Source organism: Methylocystis sp. MJC1, from assembly GCF_026427715.1.
Taxonomy (GTDB): Bacteria; Pseudomonadota; Alphaproteobacteria; order Rhizobiales; family Beijerinckiaceae; genus Methylocystis.
Window position 1 is genome coordinate 713,353 of sequence record NZ_CP107558.1, and the last position, 14,831, is coordinate 728,183.

Annotated in this window: 16 protein-coding genes and 1 tRNA gene; 5 read left to right on the plus strand and 12 right to left on the minus strand. The window is 62.7% G+C overall.

Translation table 11 applies throughout. The features are described from left to right. The first annotated feature begins 80 nt into the window (after positions 1 to 80). Positions 81 to 1,718 carry an alpha-keto acid decarboxylase family protein gene (locus tag OGR47_RS03530; RefSeq protein ID WP_165051226.1) on the plus strand — a complete coding sequence of 546 codons (1,638 nt, stop codon included), beginning with the start codon at positions 81 to 83 and terminating at the stop codon, positions 1,716 to 1,718. Between the two features lie 99 nt (positions 1,719 to 1,817). Continuing rightward, a tRNA-Tyr gene (locus OGR47_RS03535) sits at positions 1,818 to 1,902 on the plus strand. 75 nt (positions 1,903 to 1,977) lie between these two features. On the opposite strand, the gene OGR47_RS03540 is transcribed toward OGR47_RS03535, so the two are convergent. From OGR47_RS03540 to OGR47_RS03570, 7 genes are all read right to left on the minus strand, one after another. After that, positions 1,978 to 2,301 carry a Dabb family protein gene (locus tag OGR47_RS03540; protein WP_165051224.1) on the minus strand — a complete coding sequence of 108 codons (324 nt, stop codon included), beginning with the start codon at positions 2,299 to 2,301 and terminating at the stop codon, positions 1,978 to 1,980. A 243-nt stretch (positions 2,302 to 2,544) separates the two neighbouring features. Next, entirely contained in the window at positions 2,545 to 4,359 is a 1,815-nt protein-coding gene (locus OGR47_RS03545; protein ID WP_371824412.1) for a DUF882 domain-containing protein, read from the minus strand. Between the two features lie 209 nt (positions 4,360 to 4,568). After that, complete coding sequence (locus OGR47_RS03550; RefSeq protein WP_165051222.1) at positions 4,569 to 5,336, minus strand: hypothetical protein; 768 nt, start codon at positions 5,334 to 5,336, stop codon at positions 4,569 to 4,571. Between the two features lie 82 nt (positions 5,337 to 5,418). Further along, a complete protein-coding gene (locus OGR47_RS03555; protein WP_246729669.1) occupies positions 5,419 to 6,399 on the minus strand; it encodes an NUDIX hydrolase in 981 nt (326 codons plus the stop codon). Positions 6,400 to 6,410: 11 nt separating this feature from the next. Continuing rightward, a complete protein-coding gene (locus OGR47_RS03560) occupies positions 6,411 to 6,899 on the minus strand; it encodes a tyrosine phosphatase family protein (RefSeq protein ID WP_246729654.1) in 489 nt (162 codons plus the stop codon). 51 nt (positions 6,900 to 6,950) lie between these two features. Continuing rightward, positions 6,951 to 7,577: an HD family hydrolase gene (locus tag OGR47_RS03565; RefSeq protein ID WP_165051218.1), complete on the minus strand. Its 627-nt coding sequence runs from the start codon at positions 7,575 to 7,577 to the stop codon at positions 6,951 to 6,953. Continuing rightward, the gene (locus OGR47_RS03570) at positions 7,578 to 8,195 is read right to left on the minus strand and encodes a DNA-3-methyladenine glycosylase I (protein WP_246729653.1); all 618 of its coding nucleotides are present in this window, start codon (positions 8,193 to 8,195) and stop codon (positions 7,578 to 7,580) included. It abuts the gene before it with no gap. A 200-nt stretch (positions 8,196 to 8,395) separates the two neighbouring features. On the opposite strand from OGR47_RS03570, the gene OGR47_RS03575 reads away from it, so the two are divergent. Both OGR47_RS03575 and OGR47_RS03580 read left to right on the plus strand, forming a co-directional pair. Continuing rightward, positions 8,396 to 8,911 (plus strand): hypothetical protein, encoded by a 516-nt coding sequence (locus tag OGR47_RS03575; RefSeq protein ID WP_165051214.1) that lies wholly within the window; start codon positions 8,396 to 8,398, stop codon positions 8,909 to 8,911. 129 nt (positions 8,912 to 9,040) lie between these two features. Then, positions 9,041 to 9,439 carry a DUF3126 family protein gene (locus tag OGR47_RS03580; protein ID WP_165051615.1) on the plus strand — a complete coding sequence of 133 codons (399 nt, stop codon included), beginning with the start codon at positions 9,041 to 9,043 and terminating at the stop codon, positions 9,437 to 9,439. A gap of 251 nt (positions 9,440 to 9,690) precedes the next feature. Here the strand turns inward: OGR47_RS03580 and OGR47_RS03585 are convergent, their stop codons facing one another. From OGR47_RS03585 to OGR47_RS03605, 5 genes are read right to left on the minus strand one after another with little or no spacing between them, the layout of a single operon-like run. Beyond that, a complete protein-coding gene (locus tag OGR47_RS03585; protein ID WP_165051212.1) occupies positions 9,691 to 10,317 on the minus strand; it encodes a hypothetical protein in 627 nt (208 codons plus the stop codon). A gap of 19 nt (positions 10,318 to 10,336) precedes the next feature. Further along, positions 10,337 to 10,738, minus strand: a complete 402-nt coding sequence (locus OGR47_RS03590; protein ID WP_165051209.1) for a hypothetical protein — start codon at positions 10,736 to 10,738, stop codon at positions 10,337 to 10,339. 58 nt (positions 10,739 to 10,796) lie between these two features. Then, complete coding sequence (locus OGR47_RS03595) at positions 10,797 to 12,185, minus strand: sensor histidine kinase (RefSeq protein WP_165051207.1); 1,389 nt, start codon at positions 12,183 to 12,185, stop codon at positions 10,797 to 10,799. 6 nt (positions 12,186 to 12,191) lie between these two features. Beyond that, a complete protein-coding gene (locus tag OGR47_RS03600; RefSeq protein ID WP_165051205.1) occupies positions 12,192 to 12,875 on the minus strand; it encodes a response regulator transcription factor in 684 nt (227 codons plus the stop codon). A 31-nt stretch (positions 12,876 to 12,906) separates the two neighbouring features. Beyond that, positions 12,907 to 13,269, minus strand: coding sequence for a PepSY domain-containing protein (locus OGR47_RS03605; RefSeq protein WP_165051203.1), 363 nt, complete (start codon positions 13,267 to 13,269; stop codon positions 12,907 to 12,909). 252 nt (positions 13,270 to 13,521) lie between these two features. Here OGR47_RS03605 and OGR47_RS03610 point away from each other — a divergent pair, with 252 nt between their 5' ends. Then, the gene (locus OGR47_RS03610; protein WP_165051200.1) at positions 13,522 to 14,478 is read left to right on the plus strand and encodes an IS1595 family transposase; all 957 of its coding nucleotides are present in this window, start codon (positions 13,522 to 13,524) and stop codon (positions 14,476 to 14,478) included. Positions 14,479 to 14,831: the final 353 nt, after the last annotated feature.

Sequence of the window (14,831 nt, forward strand, 5' to 3'; positions counted from 1 at the left end):
TCTCTGAGAGAACGCTTGCGCGCGAGCCCGTGTTCCGACTTGGCCGTCAGCGCGCCCGCGCTATTGCGGAGGAGGGGATTATGGCGGAAACGATCGGCGGCTACCTTATTCGGCGCCTTGGCGAGGAAGGCGTCGGCCATGTCTTCGGCGTTCCCGGCGATTATTGTCTCACCTTCTTTTCCTTGCTCGAAAAGAGGTCGCTGCAAATCATCAATACCTGCGATGAACAGGGCGCGGGTTTCGCCGCAGACGCCTATGCGCGCATCAACGGGCTCGGGGTTGTCGCTCTCACCTATTGCGTGGGCGGCCTGAAGGCCGCCAATGCGATCGCCCAGGCTTATGCCGAGCGTTCGCCTGTCATTCTGATCAGCGGGGCGCCGGGCGCGCGCGAACAGGCGCGCAATCCGCTCCTCCACCACCGGGTTCGCGATTTCGATACGCAGCTCAAGGTGTTTCGGGAGCTTACCGTCGCGACCGCCGTGCTCGACGACCCGACGACAGCAGCAAGTGAAATCGATCGGGTGATCGCGCTGGCGCGGCGTCACAGCCGGCCGGTCTATATCGAATTGCCGCGCGACATGGCGCTTGCCGAGATCTCGCCGGCGCCGATCAGGCCATTGCCCGCAGAGGCGAGCGATCCGGAGGCGCTCGCCTATGCGGTCGCCGAGGCCGTGGACAAGATCGCGGCGTCAAAACGCCCGGTCATTCTCGCGGGAGAGGAGCTGCATCGCTTCCGTCTGCAGGATCGCCTCATGGCGCTCGTCCAAAAGTCGGGCATTCCCGTTGCGGCCAGTATCATGGGCAAGTCGGTGTTTCCGGAATCGCATCCCGCTTACATGGGCGTCTATGAAGGCGCGATGGGCCGCGAGGATCTTCGCGATTACGTCGAGAGCAGCGATTGCCTTGTTCTGCTCGGCGCGATGATGACCGACGTCAATCTCGGCATCTATACCGCGCATATCGACCGCCATTCGGCCATCTACGCCGGCAAGGACCGGGTCGCCATCGGGCTTCACGCCTATGACGACGTGCGGATGGAGGATTTCATCACGGCGCTGGCGGAACGTCCGTGGGAGAAGCGCGCGATCCCGCCTTTCGTCCATCCCGAGCATCCGGGGCCGTTCGAGGCGAGCGACCGAAAGATGACGGTCGAGGCTCTGTTCCGGCAGATCAACGCCTTCCTGGAGGAAGAGATGATCGTAATCGCCGACCCCGGCGACGCCCTGCTCGGCGCCTCGGACCTTTTCATCAGCGACGGCGCACATTTCCTTGCCACCGCTTATTACACCTCGCTCGGCTTCGCGGTGCCGGCGTCGCTCGGCGTGAAGGCGGCCGCCCCGAGGCTGCGGCCGCTCGTGCTCGTGGGCGATGGGGCCTTCCAGATGACCGGGATGGAGATTTCGACCGCGGCCCGATTCGGAATGAATCCGATTGTGATTCTCTTCGACAATGACGGATATGGCACGGAGCGCCCCATGCTCGACGGCGGTTTCAACGACATCAAGCGCTGGAATTATGCGGGGCTGGATCAGGTGATCGGCGGCGGCCTCGGCGTCAGGGTCGAGACCGAGCGCGAGATGGCCGCCGCTCTGGCCCGCGCCCGCGCCAATGAAGCAGGGTGGTCGCTGATTCAGGTGACGCTGGACCGCGACGACAAATCGCCCGCCCTAAGGCGACTGACCGCCAAGCTCGCCGAGCGTGTTGGCGGCAAAATTTGAGGGCGGGATTTTGAGGTTGACAGGCGGGGCGCGAGCAACGCATATGCCGCTACCGATTGGCCGCCTCTGGCGGCCAACTCTCGCTCAATGCGAGAAGATGGGGGAATGTCCCGAGCGGCAAAGGGGGCGGACTGTAAATCCGCTGGCTAAGCCTTCGTAGGTTCGAGTCCTACTTCCCCCACCATTACATCAAAGTTTTGTTGGGGCTCGTCATGAGGCGTAAGCCCACTTCAGGCTTCGCGGGCTACGGGCGGGGCCATCAGTCGATCGGCAAACCGACTGCGATATCGCCGACTATCCAGTCCGCCATCTTACTCAAACTTGATGCAAAATCCTTATGTTTCGGATGCGCCGCGTAGTTCCGTAAAGCATCCTCATTTTCAAAAATCGAAACGACCATCAGGTGGTAATTTTTACGCCGATCCAGATTCCAGTCTGCTTTCCAAAAGAGAATGCCGGCGTCACGGCCGCCGCAATTATTCCCGAGCTGACGGAAATTAAATAGCGCCTCTTCTCGCGCAGCCTGCGAAAGCTCCGAGTAAAACGATACCAGGACCACATGCGTTAATTGTGTGGAGCTCATTTTTTGGTTCATCCGCTGAGTAGCTGAACCCATCGCCTTGCGCGTTGTAAGGCGCGCAAGATGACCACACGGTTCCTTAACGAAGGCGCTATGGCGGCGATTGCCCGCCTCGGTCGCGGGGAGTTTCTGTCTGCCAATCTACGAAGCGCTCGCTCATCCTCAGCGATCACACGCTCCTCAAAGCTCCCTGGGGAGTCCGTGCAGCCGTAACGTAACGAGCGAGAGGGGCTGCTGCTTCGGCCCTCAGTTTCTCGGACTGGCCTCGTTCTTCTGACCCGTAGAACGAGCGTGAGTTCCACCGGGCGAAAATTTGTCGGCTGGCGGGGGCGCGCCGGGGGCCGCAAAGCCGACGATATTGGCCGGACGAGCAGGCGGCAGCAACAGGCTGGGCGCCGCTGCGCGGGCGGCTGAACGGACCGCTGTAATTGGCGCAGCCAGCGCCGGGCGGGCGGAAACATGCGCCGCCGGCGCCGCCGCAGTCAGCGTGTTGAAATTCGAGCGGTCGAGGCGGGCAGGAACAAGATCGGCCTTCTCTGAGAACGTCTTCTGCCCGGGCCTGGCGTTGTCTGCGTCATGCGTCGCGGCGCCCTGCGGCGCATAGGCGAGGGCGGGGTCGTCCTTGTTTGCCTGCTCGTCCGGTTGATCTACAATTTTTGCGATGGCGTGGGAGGCGCTGTTGCGGCGCGCTTGCTCCTGCCGCCGCTCGGGTGGGGGCGGGGCGTCAGTCTCGTGCGAGGCGAGGGCCATAAGCCCCGATGGGCGTCGAGGAGGCGTTGGCGCGTTTACGAAATGATGTGGCGTCGACGCTTCTGCGGGTTCGCTTTCCGGCGTGTCAACGGAAGAGCGCAGCTCTCGCGCGCCATTGGGCTCGAGCGCCGCGACCTCCGTCGCCTTTTGCTCGAGCGGCGTCGGCTTATCGAGAGAGGCGGGTCGTCCTGGCGGTGGCAGCGGCACATGGGCGTATTTCGGCTTTCTCTCTTCTTCTTGCGGCGCCTCGGCCCCAGTCTCCGTCGAGGCGGGCGGCGCAGCGGTCAACGGCGCGCGGTTCGACTCGGGCGCAACCGCGACGGCGCCTGTCGCCGTCATAGCCGTCTCGCCGCGCGGGAGGTCTGTCTCGGCTCTGGCGATCTGATTGCGCCCGCGTCGGCTGGTCGGTTGCTCGACGCCGCCTTCTTCGCCGCCCTCGGCATCCGCCGCCGCGCCGCGTGCATTGCGCGGAGCGAGCGCGGCCCATTGTTTGCGCGTGCTCGGCGGCGGCGCGGCGATCTCGGCGTCCTCGTCCTCGCCGCTGCTCATGCCGAACAAGGCTGCGAAGAAGCCGCCGAAGCTCCGTCGCGGCGCAGTGACATAGGCGCCATTGCCGCGCGCTTCGATTTCCGCTTTCGCTACATCATAGCCCGGGAGCGGCTGGCCATTCGTCGGCAGATGGACTGTTTTCCCGTCCGGGAAAAGGCGAACGAGCTGGTCATAGCTCATGCGCGGCCAGGAGCGCACATTGCCGACGTCGAGATGCACGAAGGGCGTGTTGGCGTTGGGATAATAGCCGACCCCGCCGCGCTGCATGCGCATGCCGATCTCGCGAACGTCCGACATCGGCATGCCGGGCATGGTGGTGTCCATCGCCTTGCCGAGCATATGCTGGGAATATTTGGCGACAGCGCGCGAACGGGCGCGCAGCATGGCGTTGGTCTCCGGCGAGCGATAGGCGGAGACGACATTGATGACCTGATTGCTCGCGCCGGCGGTGCGATAAGCCTCCCACACCACGTCGAAGAGGCGGGGGTCCATGGTCGTCGGTTCGTCTCGGCGCCAGTCGCGCAGGAACCAGTTCAACTGCTCGAGAACGCGGGTGTCATATTGGCCGTTGACGAGATAGGTCGCGGCGATGTCCTCGCCCGTATGGGCGTGATGGAGATAGATCGTGCGCGTGTCGCCGTTCGCTACGGCGGTTTCCGTGATGCTCGGCGTAAGGAAAGCCATAAAGGAGGCGAAAAAGCCGAGTGCGATCGAGAGCGGCGGGTTGGGGTGGCGTTTGTCGCTGTCGCGCGGCGTCGTCAATAGAATCGCTTCCCCGTCTGGGCTCGTGGCCGGGCCTCGTCAGCCTGGCCTGAAACCATGCTAGTTTTACCTGGGCGCCCGGGATGACTTGTTCCCGGTTTGCCAGAAGATCCGCCCGCCAAGTCGTATTTCCGCAAACGCCATGACGGCTATGTTAACATCATGGCCAAAAATTGCTCAACAGCCGGCCTTAGGCTTGCGGGATATCGTTAACGCGTTTCGAGGCGGACGAATTTTGCGCTGAGAATCGGCTGGGATCCCGGGATCTGCGAGAAACGCGGCTGGGCGTCATTCGTCGTAAACGCCTCGGACGGCGGGCGTCGGGGCGGAAGCGGCACATCGACGCGGAGGGCCCCTATCGGCGCCTCAGAGCGCGCGACGGCGTCGGACGTCACCCGCGCGTCGATGCGTTCACGATCGGCGACAGCGACCCGAATGGATCCGCTAGGCTGCGCCTCCGGGCCGGAAAGCGCGCTGGCGACGGCGCTTTGCACTTTGCTCGCAATGTCGCCCCAAGAACTCGGATTAGCCGTCGGCGCGGCGCTCGCGACCGAAGCCGCCGGCGCCTGTCGTTGCCTGCGACTCGCGATCAGCACGGGATTGTCGCCTTCGCAATTTCGCATGCCGAGCGCGATCAGCTCCCGGCCGCTCAGCACCCTGTATTCGCGGGTCAAATAGCCGAGTCGAGCCTGCACCGCCGCCGGATAGGAGGCGAAAAGCTTGGAGGAAATGCCGAGATCGACCTCTCTCGTGAGCGCATTATAGGCCTGATGGAATTTTACCTGAGCGTCCGGATAGACGCAGACATTCGGCAGGCTGAGCGCCAGCGTGCAGGCGGAACGGCACTCGTGAAGCCGCACCTCGCGATTTTCGCGGCGGTATTGCTCGGTCTGCGCCTCATAGTCCGAGACGAGCCCGCCGACGTCCTTATAGACGACGACCGGGGCCGGCGACGGCGGCGGCGAAAGATAGCCCAAGACGCACCTCTACGCATTACGGACGCGACGCGATCAAGGGAATGTTCACCATGTTAGGGTGAACAATATCTTAAAGAGCAAATCAGCTCCTGATGCCCACGCGAAGGCCCGGCGAGGGTCGTTCTTGCAGAACATTGCGGCGAAAATGGAATAAAGCTGCAGGACGTCCGCCTGTCCTTAACGACATTTCTCCGGTCGGCTCCACGATCGCCGATGTTTCGACCAGCCGGCGGAAATTCTGCTTGTGAAGATGGCGCCCGGCAATCGCCTCGACTGTCCGTTGAAGCTCGGTGAGCGTAAAAGCTTCCGGCATCAACTCGAAAATGACGGGCCGATATTTCATTTTGGCGCGCAGCCGGCCCATGGCCGTCGCGAGGATGCGGCGATGGTCGTGGCGCATCGGAGCGCCGAGCGGCTCGAGCTTTCCTCGCCGCGCCGCCGCTTCGCGCCCGTCGCGCAGCGCCTCCTCGATCATTCCGGCCTCATAAAGAAGCTCATAGCGCTCGAGGACATTCTCCTCGTTGAAGCCGCGTGCGCCGAACAACAAATCGACTCGCTGTCGGCGCGAAAGCGTCGCCGCCGAGACGGCGTTGGGCGCTTCCTCCACCCATTCGCGCAGGCCGGGGAGGATCGTGGTTTCGATGATCTCCGGCCGGGCCTTGCGCCAATCTTCCCAGGGAAAGAAATCATGCCAGCTGCGCCAGGCGCCGACGGCGGGACGTCTGATGTCGTCGCAGATGCGCGTCAGCGCCAGATAGCCGATGGAGACGACATGGGGATCGCGGTCGCCCGCTCGAGCGTGGCGGCCCCGATCGCCGAAGGTGTAGAGCTGCTCGACATAGCCGAGCGGCGCGCCGGTCTGCTCGGCCACCCAGGCGCGCAGGCCGATCTCGAAGGTGCGGTGGCGAACGGGGTCGAAGGGGCCGGCGGGCAGGGCGGCAACGCCGCTCTCGTCATCGGCGCCGGTGGTGAGTATCAGCGGCTCGTCGCCGCGTACGGCGACGATCGCCGCGGTCAGCCCGATCTCGACCGGCGGGGAGAGTGTCTCTGCACGTATTTCCAGGCTTGTGTCGGTCAGGCGAGCTCAAGCGCGAAAGGCGCCCCCTCGAAACAATCGGCCCCCCGGCCGATGGCGGCGATGGCCGCCACCATCCGTCCCTCGCGTCCCATGCGTCGGTCGGCGAGGGCGACGAGCCGGCGGTTCGGGGTCGCTGTGGGCGAGAGGCGGCGTAAATCCTGGGCGAGCTCGAACTCGCAGCGATGCGGCGCCAGCGCGCAGGCGGCGATATAGGCAGCCGCCGGAGAACGGCTCACGCCCGCGTAGCAATGGATCACCATGGGATTTGTCTGATCCCATTGTTCCAGGAAGGCGAGCAGCCTATCGATATGCTCTTCGCCCGGCAGCACGTGCCCATCGACCGCTTTATCGATGTCCGAGACGGCGATGCGCAAATGGCGCTCGCGCGTGATTTCGCAAGGGCGCACCAAGGAGGCGCCGGCGGTCAGAATCGTGATGAGCGAGCGGGCCCCACTGGCGCGCACGGTGTCGACCACTTTGGTCATGGAACAGACGTAAAGTCGCCCGCACGACATCTGAACCCTCTTGGCCTTGCCCTAGCCGCGGTCGATATCCTGAAACCGGGCGAGGAACCGCGCCTGTACAGCATCTATGGGCGCAGGCGCAATCTCGTCCTTCAGCGCCTGCAACGAGATAGCAGGGCGACCGAAGATGCGCTCGGCTTCTCCCCGTGTAAAGCCGGCGAGCGACACCGCCTCGAAAAATGCCGCCGCCCGGTCGGCCCGCTTGGCGAGCTTGAGGAGGGCGGGCGAAGGCGTCGCCTGGAGCGAAAAGCGTAGCAATATCGCTGAGAGAATCCTGTTTTCAACGGACTTGTAAGCGTCGCCGATGACCGCCTTGAAAGGAGAGATCATGTCGCCGATGACATATTCCGGGGCGTCGTGGAGCAACATGAACAGCCGTTCGGCGCGGCCCACCGATGGCTCGATCTGCGCCGCGATCCGCTCGACGAGCAGGCTATGCTGGGCAACGGAAAAAATATGAGGGCCGAGCGTTTGCCCGTTCCAGCGCGCGACGCGGGCGAGGCCGTGGGCGATGTCTTCTATCTCGATGTCGACCGGCGAAGGGTCGAGAAGATCGAGCCGCCGCCCGGAAAGCATCCGCTGCCAGGCGCGGGGCGGGGCGTCCTTGGCCGCGCGTTTTTTGATCGGCGCCTGCGTCATTCAGTTTGATTTCCGAACGTGACAATCCACGAGATGGTCGTTCACCATCCCCACCGCCTGCATGAAGGCGTAGACGATCGTCGGGCCGCAGAATTTGAAGCCCCGCGCCTTCAAGTCCTTCGAGAGACGCAGCGAGATGGCGCTCTGCGTCGGAACGTCGCTGATGCGTTTGGGATGATTGACGATTGGGGCTCCGTCGACGAAGTCCCAGAGATAGGCTGAGAAGCCCTGCCCAGCCTCGATCTCCAGCCAGGCGCGCGCCGACAGAATGGCGCCCTCTATTTTGGCGCGGTTGCGAACAATACCGTCATCCTGCATCAAATCATGCACGCGCTGGTCATTAAAACGGGCGATCGCTTGAGGATCAAAGCCGTCGAACGCCTTTCGAAACGCCTCACGCTTCCTCAGGATCGTGATCCACGAGAGGCCTGCCTGAAAGCCGTCGAGAATGAGTTTTTCGAACAAGGCTCGACTATCCGCTTCGGGTTGCCCCCATTCTTCGTCGTGATAGGCAATATAAAGTGGATCGTGTCCCGGCCAGGGGCAGCGGGCCAGCCCGTCTTCGTGTAGAATGACGCTGTCCCCCCAGCTTGCCGGTTGTTCGCGGGCGGGCGGCAAGAGGCTTTTCTCCATCAGAATAGGTGCGGCATCGAGGCAATTCGCTTTATCGCCTCTTCAGATTGCGTTCACAACATCAATCGGACTATCGTTGCGCCGCCGCGAGACACGTCGCTGACAAAAATGGCGCCCGCTGTGCTTGACCGCGCCGTCGCAAGTCGCTGCCGAATATCAAGCGGCTTCCATAAGGGAGAATTTATATGGTGATCCGTCTCGTTGTTTCCCGCGCTGCGGTCGGCCTCGTCGCCATGGGCCTCGGCGTGGCCATTTCGGGCGAAGCCTTCGCCCAGGCCAATGTGCTGAAGGAATGCGGATCTCGTTATCAGGCCAAGAAGGCCGCCAATGAACTCGCCGGCCAGAGCTGGCAGGATTTTCTGAAGGATTGCCGCGCGAGCCTCGCCGAGCCGGCCGCCGCCCCGGCTGAGGCTGCGAAACCCGCCGCCGAGCCGGCGAAGCCCGCCGAAGCTGCGGCGCCGACGCCTGCGCCGGCAGAGGCCGCCAAGCCGGTTGAATCCGCTAAGCCGGCCGAAGCTGCGAAGCCGGCCGAGGCCGCAAAGCCCGCCACCGACACCAAGGCCGCCACGCAGTCCCGTCAGAAGAAGTGCGCCGCCGAGTGGAAAGCGAAGAAGGCCGAGCTTCTCAAGACCGATAAGAAGATCACCTGGCCGAAATACTGGAGCCAGTGCAACAAGCGTCTCAAAGAGGCCGGCGAATAAAAAGGCGCGATTCCCATGCTGGCGCCCGGCGGTTTCGCCGGGCGTTTATTTTGCGAAAATCCTATCTTGCCCGGCTCGCTGGATCATGTCACAGGACTGAAAAGATTGAGCATCTCTTGGGAGGCGCGGGTGGAAAAAGGCGAATTGCGAAAGCTGCAGGCGTTTCTGCGTCGCTCCTTCGGCAATGAGGATATCCGCGTCGGCCTCGATCCGAAGAACACGGAAAACGCCGCGGTTCACCTCGGCGAGCGCAACATAGCAACCATCTCGGTCGACGACGAGGACGGAGACCGTTCCTTCGCGTTCGAGATGAAGATCCCCGTCGGCCGCGAGGTGCTGCAGTCCTATCTGCGGAAGCTTTTCGAGAACGACCGGCTGACCATCGTGGCGCGCGGGCGCAAAACCGACTCCGTCGAGCTCAACAGCGACGGCGAGTTTCTCGGAGTCATCTCCGCGGACGACCCGAAACTATCGAGCTTCACGCTGCAGATTGCGATTCTCGACTTCGATCTCGAGGAAGAAGAGTAATCATTACCATTTCCGGTTGAACAGCACGGTTGGGGTGTTGTCATTCCCGGCGAGCTGAAAGCCCCACCGAAAATCCAGAGCCGCAAAAGCGCTGGTTTTGCCCTGGATTCCCGATCGCTCGCTGTGCGAGCGTCGGGAATGACAGGATTTCTTAAAGCACAGACGCAGAAGGCCCTCGCGCAGAGGAGCCTGCGCCGCAGGTGTCTCGAAGCGCGAGAGGCCAACGCTCCTTTATCAGCGATCTGAGTAAATCAGCGCTTCTTTCTTCTTGGCGCGGTCATTCTGGACAGCAGCGTCTGCGCGCCCTCGTAGAGCGCATCCCAATTTTCGAGAAGCGCCGGAGCGAAGCGCAACTCGACGTCGAGAGCGCCTTTGCGAAAGACGGAAATGCAGCCCTCACCTGGCGCGCCAGTCTCCGGCTTCGGGCACCGCGCGAAAAATGTTCGCCCGTCCGGCGGCGCGATGAAGAGTTCTTCCGAATCATACGGCGAACCCTGCTCGAAGTGGCGCAGCACCAGGCCGCCCGGGCCATCGAGCGTCTCGGGAGTCAGGAAACGGGCGTAGAGCTTCGCCGGGCGCTCGCTGGGATCGAGTCCGTCGTCTTTTGCGGTGACGGTAAAAGTCACCGACTCGCCTGCGCGGGCCTTCGCCTTTAGAGGCGCGAATGCGGGGAACGAGGCGGTGAAGCTCAATCTATCCGCCATCCCGCCGACGCGGGTCGCTTCATCCCGCGCATAGGCGCGCGCATAGGAGAAGCCTATGCCGGCGACTTCGGCATGGATCGCCTCATTCGGCGCATCCACTCGGGGTGAGAACAGCAAGACGGTCACGATGGCGATGCTGACCGCCAGCAGAGCGAATGCGATGAGCAGTCTCATCGACGCGACGACAGCCGGGTCAGCTCGTCACCCGCCATTCGCCGTTCTCGCGGCAGGCTTGGCCCTTCGCCTCCTGCGGCCGGCCATTGACGAAGATCTTATGGGTATAGTTCCGGCAGGGGCCATTCTCGGCGTCCGGCGTGACAAAGCCATAGGAGCCTTTCTCCCCCCGCCAGCTCTTGCGGGCGCCGGTGGAGACGGCTTCCTGCTGAGCGGCGATCGCCGTGGCGCGGTCTTTTTCTCCAAGAGACTGGCCGATGGACCCGCCGATGACGCCTGGGGCAGGGGGCGGCGGAGTTGTGACGACAGGCGCCTCCGCGGCCACATTCGCCGGCGCCGGCGTGGAATTGCAGGCGGAGAGGCCAGAGGCCGCGCAGAGGAGGCTCATCGCCAAGGTCGCTTTCGCGCACGTCGTCGACAAATCCATTCTCCAATGATGGTCGAAATCGCGCTTCTCATGCAGGATCGACCGGCGGCTGTCAAAACCCTGGCAGGCGCAGCCGCGCGCGCAGGCCGCCTGTCGGGCTGTCGTCCAATTCCAACGCGCCGCCATAGGCGACGGCGAGATCGACGACAATGGAAAGACCGAGCCCCGACCCCGGCTTGGTCTCGTCCAGTCGGCGGCCGCGCTCTGTCGCCTGCGCGCGCAAATGCGGCGCGAGGCCGGGGCCGTCGTCGTCAATCGTCACGATCAGCGCGCTGCGGCTCGCGCCGCTCGTCGATGATTCAAGCGCGACGGAGATCGTGACGGCGCTCTCTGCCCATTTCCCCGCGTTGTCGAGCAGATTGCCGATCATCTCCTCGAGATCCTGGCGTTCGCCAAGAAAGCGCAGCTCCTGGCGGATGTCGCCCGAGAAGGCGACGCTCCTCTCGCCGTAGATTTTCGTGAAGGTGCGCAGCAGCGCTTCGACGCAGGGCGCAATGGGCGTGGCGGCGCCGAGCGCGCCGCCACGGGCCGCCGCGCGCGCGCGATCGAGATAAAAGGAAATCTGGTCGCGCATGATGCGCGCTTGTTCGCTGGTCTTGTCGGCCAGCGGCGAAGGCGCGGCGTCGGCTTCATTGACGATGACGCTGAGCGGCGTCTTCAACGCATGCGCGAGATTGCCAACCTGGGTGCGGGCGCGCTCCAGAATGTCGCGATTGGCGCCGATGAGCAGATTGAGCTCGTCGGCGAGTGGGGCAATCTCGCTGGGATAGACGCCCGTGATGCGATCGCGCTCCGCCCGACGAATGGCGGCGAGCTCGCGCTGCAGAAGGCGCAGCGGGCGCAACCCAAAACGCACCTGAAAGGCGGCGACGAGCGCGAGCGCGATGGCCAGCGCTGCGAAGGCGATGATCAAAGCGAAACGGAAGCGCGTGATCAGCTCTTCCATTTCCTCGATGCTGGCGGCGACCTGGACCAGATAGATGCCCGTGTCTTCCGCGTCGATGACGCGCTCGATGATCCGCAATTTGCGGCCGTCCGGCCCCAGCGCATAGCCGCGCCGGGAGCCGCCGGCTTCCGCTGGCACGCCGAGGTCGGAGAGCTTGGGGAGGCGATCGGCGAAGAGCGAACGCGACGCCTTTATCTCATGCGCCGCGTCATCCATCCGCGTGATCTGCCAATACCAGCCCGAGCCAGGGAGCTCGAATTGAGGGTCGCCGAGCTGGCTTGGTCCCGTTCGTCCCTCCTGGCCCGATTCCGAGACATCGGCGACAATGGCGCGAAGATAGACGTCGAGGCGGCGCTCGAAAATTTCCTCGGCCTCTCGCCGGTAATAGGCGGTGAAGAAAAGGCTGGCGACGAGCAGCACCACAGAACTCAGCGCCGCCGCGGTCAGGAACAATCGCGTCGCGATGGAGCGGGTCGTGAAGCTCGGCAGGCGCATCGTTCTTCAGCGTTTCCCGCCGCCGTCCTCTGGGCTCGCGACCGCCATATAGCCCAGCCCGCGAATGGTGTGAATTAGCTCCACGCCGAGCTTCTTTCGCAGACGCCCGACGAAGACCTCGATGGTGTTGGAGTCCCGGTCGAAATCCTGGTCGTAAATATGCTCGATGATCTCGCTGCGGGAGACGACGCGTCCGCTGTGATGCATGAGATAGGCGAGCAGACGGTATTCATGCGAGGTGAGCTTTACCGGCGCGCCGTCGACCACGACGCGGCCCGCCTTGGTGTCGAGCCGCACGGGGCCGCAAACGATCTCATTAGTCGCATGCCCAGCCGCGCGGCGCAGCAAAGCGCGAATACGCGCAAGCACCTCCTCCATATGAAAGGGCTTGGCGACATAGTCGTCGGCGCCGGCGTCGAAGCCCTGCACCTTTTCGCTCCAGCGGTCGCGCGCCGTCAGGATCAGAACCGGCATGACGCGGCCATTCGCGCGCCATTGCTCCAAAACGGTGATGCCGTCCTTCTTGGGCAGACCGACGTCGAGCACAACCGCGTCATAGGTTTCCGTCTCACCCAGAAAATGCCCTTCTTCGCCATCGAACGCGCGGTCCACGGCATAGCCGGACTGCTCCAGAGCCTGCGCGATCTGGCGGTTCAAATCCTTATCGTCTTCGACGATGAGCAGCCGCAACTTTCGCCCTCCCCAAGAAACCGGTGTTGTCTTAATTATCCTTGCGGCCGGAATGCGGCTTTCCCGTCGCGGCGTCGAACAAAAGTTTGACGATACGCCCGTCAGGCCGCAGCACGCTGATCTCGTAGATGAAGAGTTCTTCGTGCCGGCAAAGCCGCGCGCCCAGCGCTTCGCCGTTGAGCTCACGGGCGGCGGCGCGCATGCAGGCGAGAGGCTCAGTGAGTTTATGCGCCTCGATTTTTTCCCGCGTCTGGCTCGTGGAATAGCATTGGCGGCGGACTGGCTGACGCTCGGCTATCCGTTCGGGAGCCTCTTCGGCGTGCACTAAGCCAAGCGTCGCCGCGATCGCGGCGGCGGCCAAAGCGCAGCGAAACCTGAAGAAGGCGACAGGCATTTTTACTCCTGCACTATCCTCCGCTTTTGGCCATGAACGGCAAATGAACGCCGCCGAAGGCCGCAGCCTGGCTCGCTTTTTAGCATCATGGCGGCCTTCGGAGGCATAGTGCAAATTTAGCGGGGCGCGCGAAGCAGCGCGGAGATTTTCCCCGGCGGCGTCGAGGTAAAGGCCCGCATCACCGCCGTTGGCGATTATGTATTTGACGAACCACTGCAGGAGATGTAGCTTCAGAGTCAAGGAGCTAGATCAATGTCCGTTCTGTCGAAACCTTACTTTCATTGCGAGGAAGCCGCTTTCGCCCATCTCGAAAGCATCCTGTGGCCGAATGGCCCGGGTTGCCCGCACTGCAGTTCGGTTTCTGAGAAGCACTACGACCTTCGCAAGACGCGTCTCGGCCTTCGCAAGTGCTGCAACTGCCGCAAACAATTCACGGTGAAGGTTGGGACCGTTTTCGAGTCCGCGCATATCCCGCTCAACAAGATGCTTCAGGCCGTCTACCTCATGTCGGCTTCGAAGAAGGGCATTAGCGCCCATCAACTGCATCGCGTTCTAGAGGTTCAGTATAAGACTGCGTGGTTCCTCGCCCATCGCATCCGCGAAGCCATGCGCGACGGCACGCTTGCCCCCATGGGCGGCGCTGGCAACGTTGTGGAGGCCGATGAAACCTACTTCGGCGAGACGGAGGTTCAGCCGACCCTCACCAAGGAAGGCAAGCCATATAAGTCTCGCCGCCGCAAGTTCGGCCCTGCCGGCAAGCGCGCGGTTGTCGCCCTTGTTGAGCGCGGCGGCTCGGTTCGCTCCTTCCACGTTGATAAGGCCACAAAGGCGAATGTCGCTTCGATCGTCGAGGAGAACATTGACCGCGAAGCTTCGCTCTACACCGACGAAAGCGGCCTCTATCCAGAGGTTGGCAAGAAGTTTGCGGATCACGCCACGGTTCGCCACAGTGCCGACGAATATGTTCGCGGTGACGTGCACACGAACACGATTGAGGGCTACTTCAGCATCTTCAAGCGCGGTATGAAAGGCGTCTACCAGCTTTGCTGCGAGAAGCATCTTCACCGCTACCTCGCGGAGTTTGATTTCCGCTACAACAATCGTTCGAAGCTTGGTTGTGAGGATCAGGAGCGCGGCGATCGTGCGTTGAAGGGCATCAGTGGCAAGCGGTTGACGTATAAGGGGCCTAGTCAAGACGACTCGCTCTAAAGGTGCCATTACAATTGGCATACTTGAAAAAGCGGACGTAATGCACTACGATTTTGTTGTGCGCCCCTCGCTTGGTGATATGAGCCCCTGGGCACTTTCGACGGAATAGCCAAGATCGCGGATTGCGCGGGGCACACATCTCCTCTAATAGTAATATGTATTCCCGCTTCGCCACAGATCGTATTCGTACGTGACTCGATCTCGGATCAGATCATACGATCTCGTATCGTTTCGCTCCCACTTCCGCTGTATAGCCCAAGCGCAATAGTCTGCTACTTGCAAGCATGGGTCGGCATGGGCTGGCATGAAATCAGTGCGCCATGTTTGTGGCTTGCGCGTCTGCTTCAGCACAT

Excerpts from the sequence above, each read along its gene's own strand:
- OGR47_RS03530 (WP_165051226.1), top strand. The coding sequence starts at position 81 with ATGGCGGAAACGATCGGCGGCTACCTTATTCGGCGCCTTGGCGAGGAA.
- OGR47_RS03540 (WP_165051224.1), bottom strand. The coding sequence starts at position 2,301 with ATGAGCTCCACACAATTAACGCATGTGGTCCTGGTATCGTTTTACTCG.
- OGR47_RS03560 (WP_246729654.1), bottom strand. The coding sequence starts at position 6,899 with ATGACCAAAGTGGTCGACACCGTGCGCGCCAGTGGGGCCCGCTCGCTC.
- OGR47_RS03565 (WP_165051218.1), bottom strand. The coding sequence starts at position 7,577 with ATGACGCAGGCGCCGATCAAAAAACGCGCGGCCAAGGACGCCCCGCCC.
- OGR47_RS03575 (WP_165051214.1), top strand. The coding sequence starts at position 8,396 with ATGGTGATCCGTCTCGTTGTTTCCCGCGCTGCGGTCGGCCTCGTCGCC.
- OGR47_RS03585 (WP_165051212.1), bottom strand. The coding sequence starts at position 10,317 with ATGAGACTGCTCATCGCATTCGCTCTGCTGGCGGTCAGCATCGCCATC.
- OGR47_RS03595 (WP_165051207.1), bottom strand. The coding sequence starts at position 12,185 with ATGCGCCTGCCGAGCTTCACGACCCGCTCCATCGCGACGCGATTGTTC.
- OGR47_RS03605 (WP_165051203.1), bottom strand. The coding sequence starts at position 13,269 with ATGCCTGTCGCCTTCTTCAGGTTTCGCTGCGCTTTGGCCGCCGCCGCG.
- OGR47_RS03610 (WP_165051200.1), top strand. The coding sequence starts at position 13,522 with ATGTCCGTTCTGTCGAAACCTTACTTTCATTGCGAGGAAGCCGCTTTC.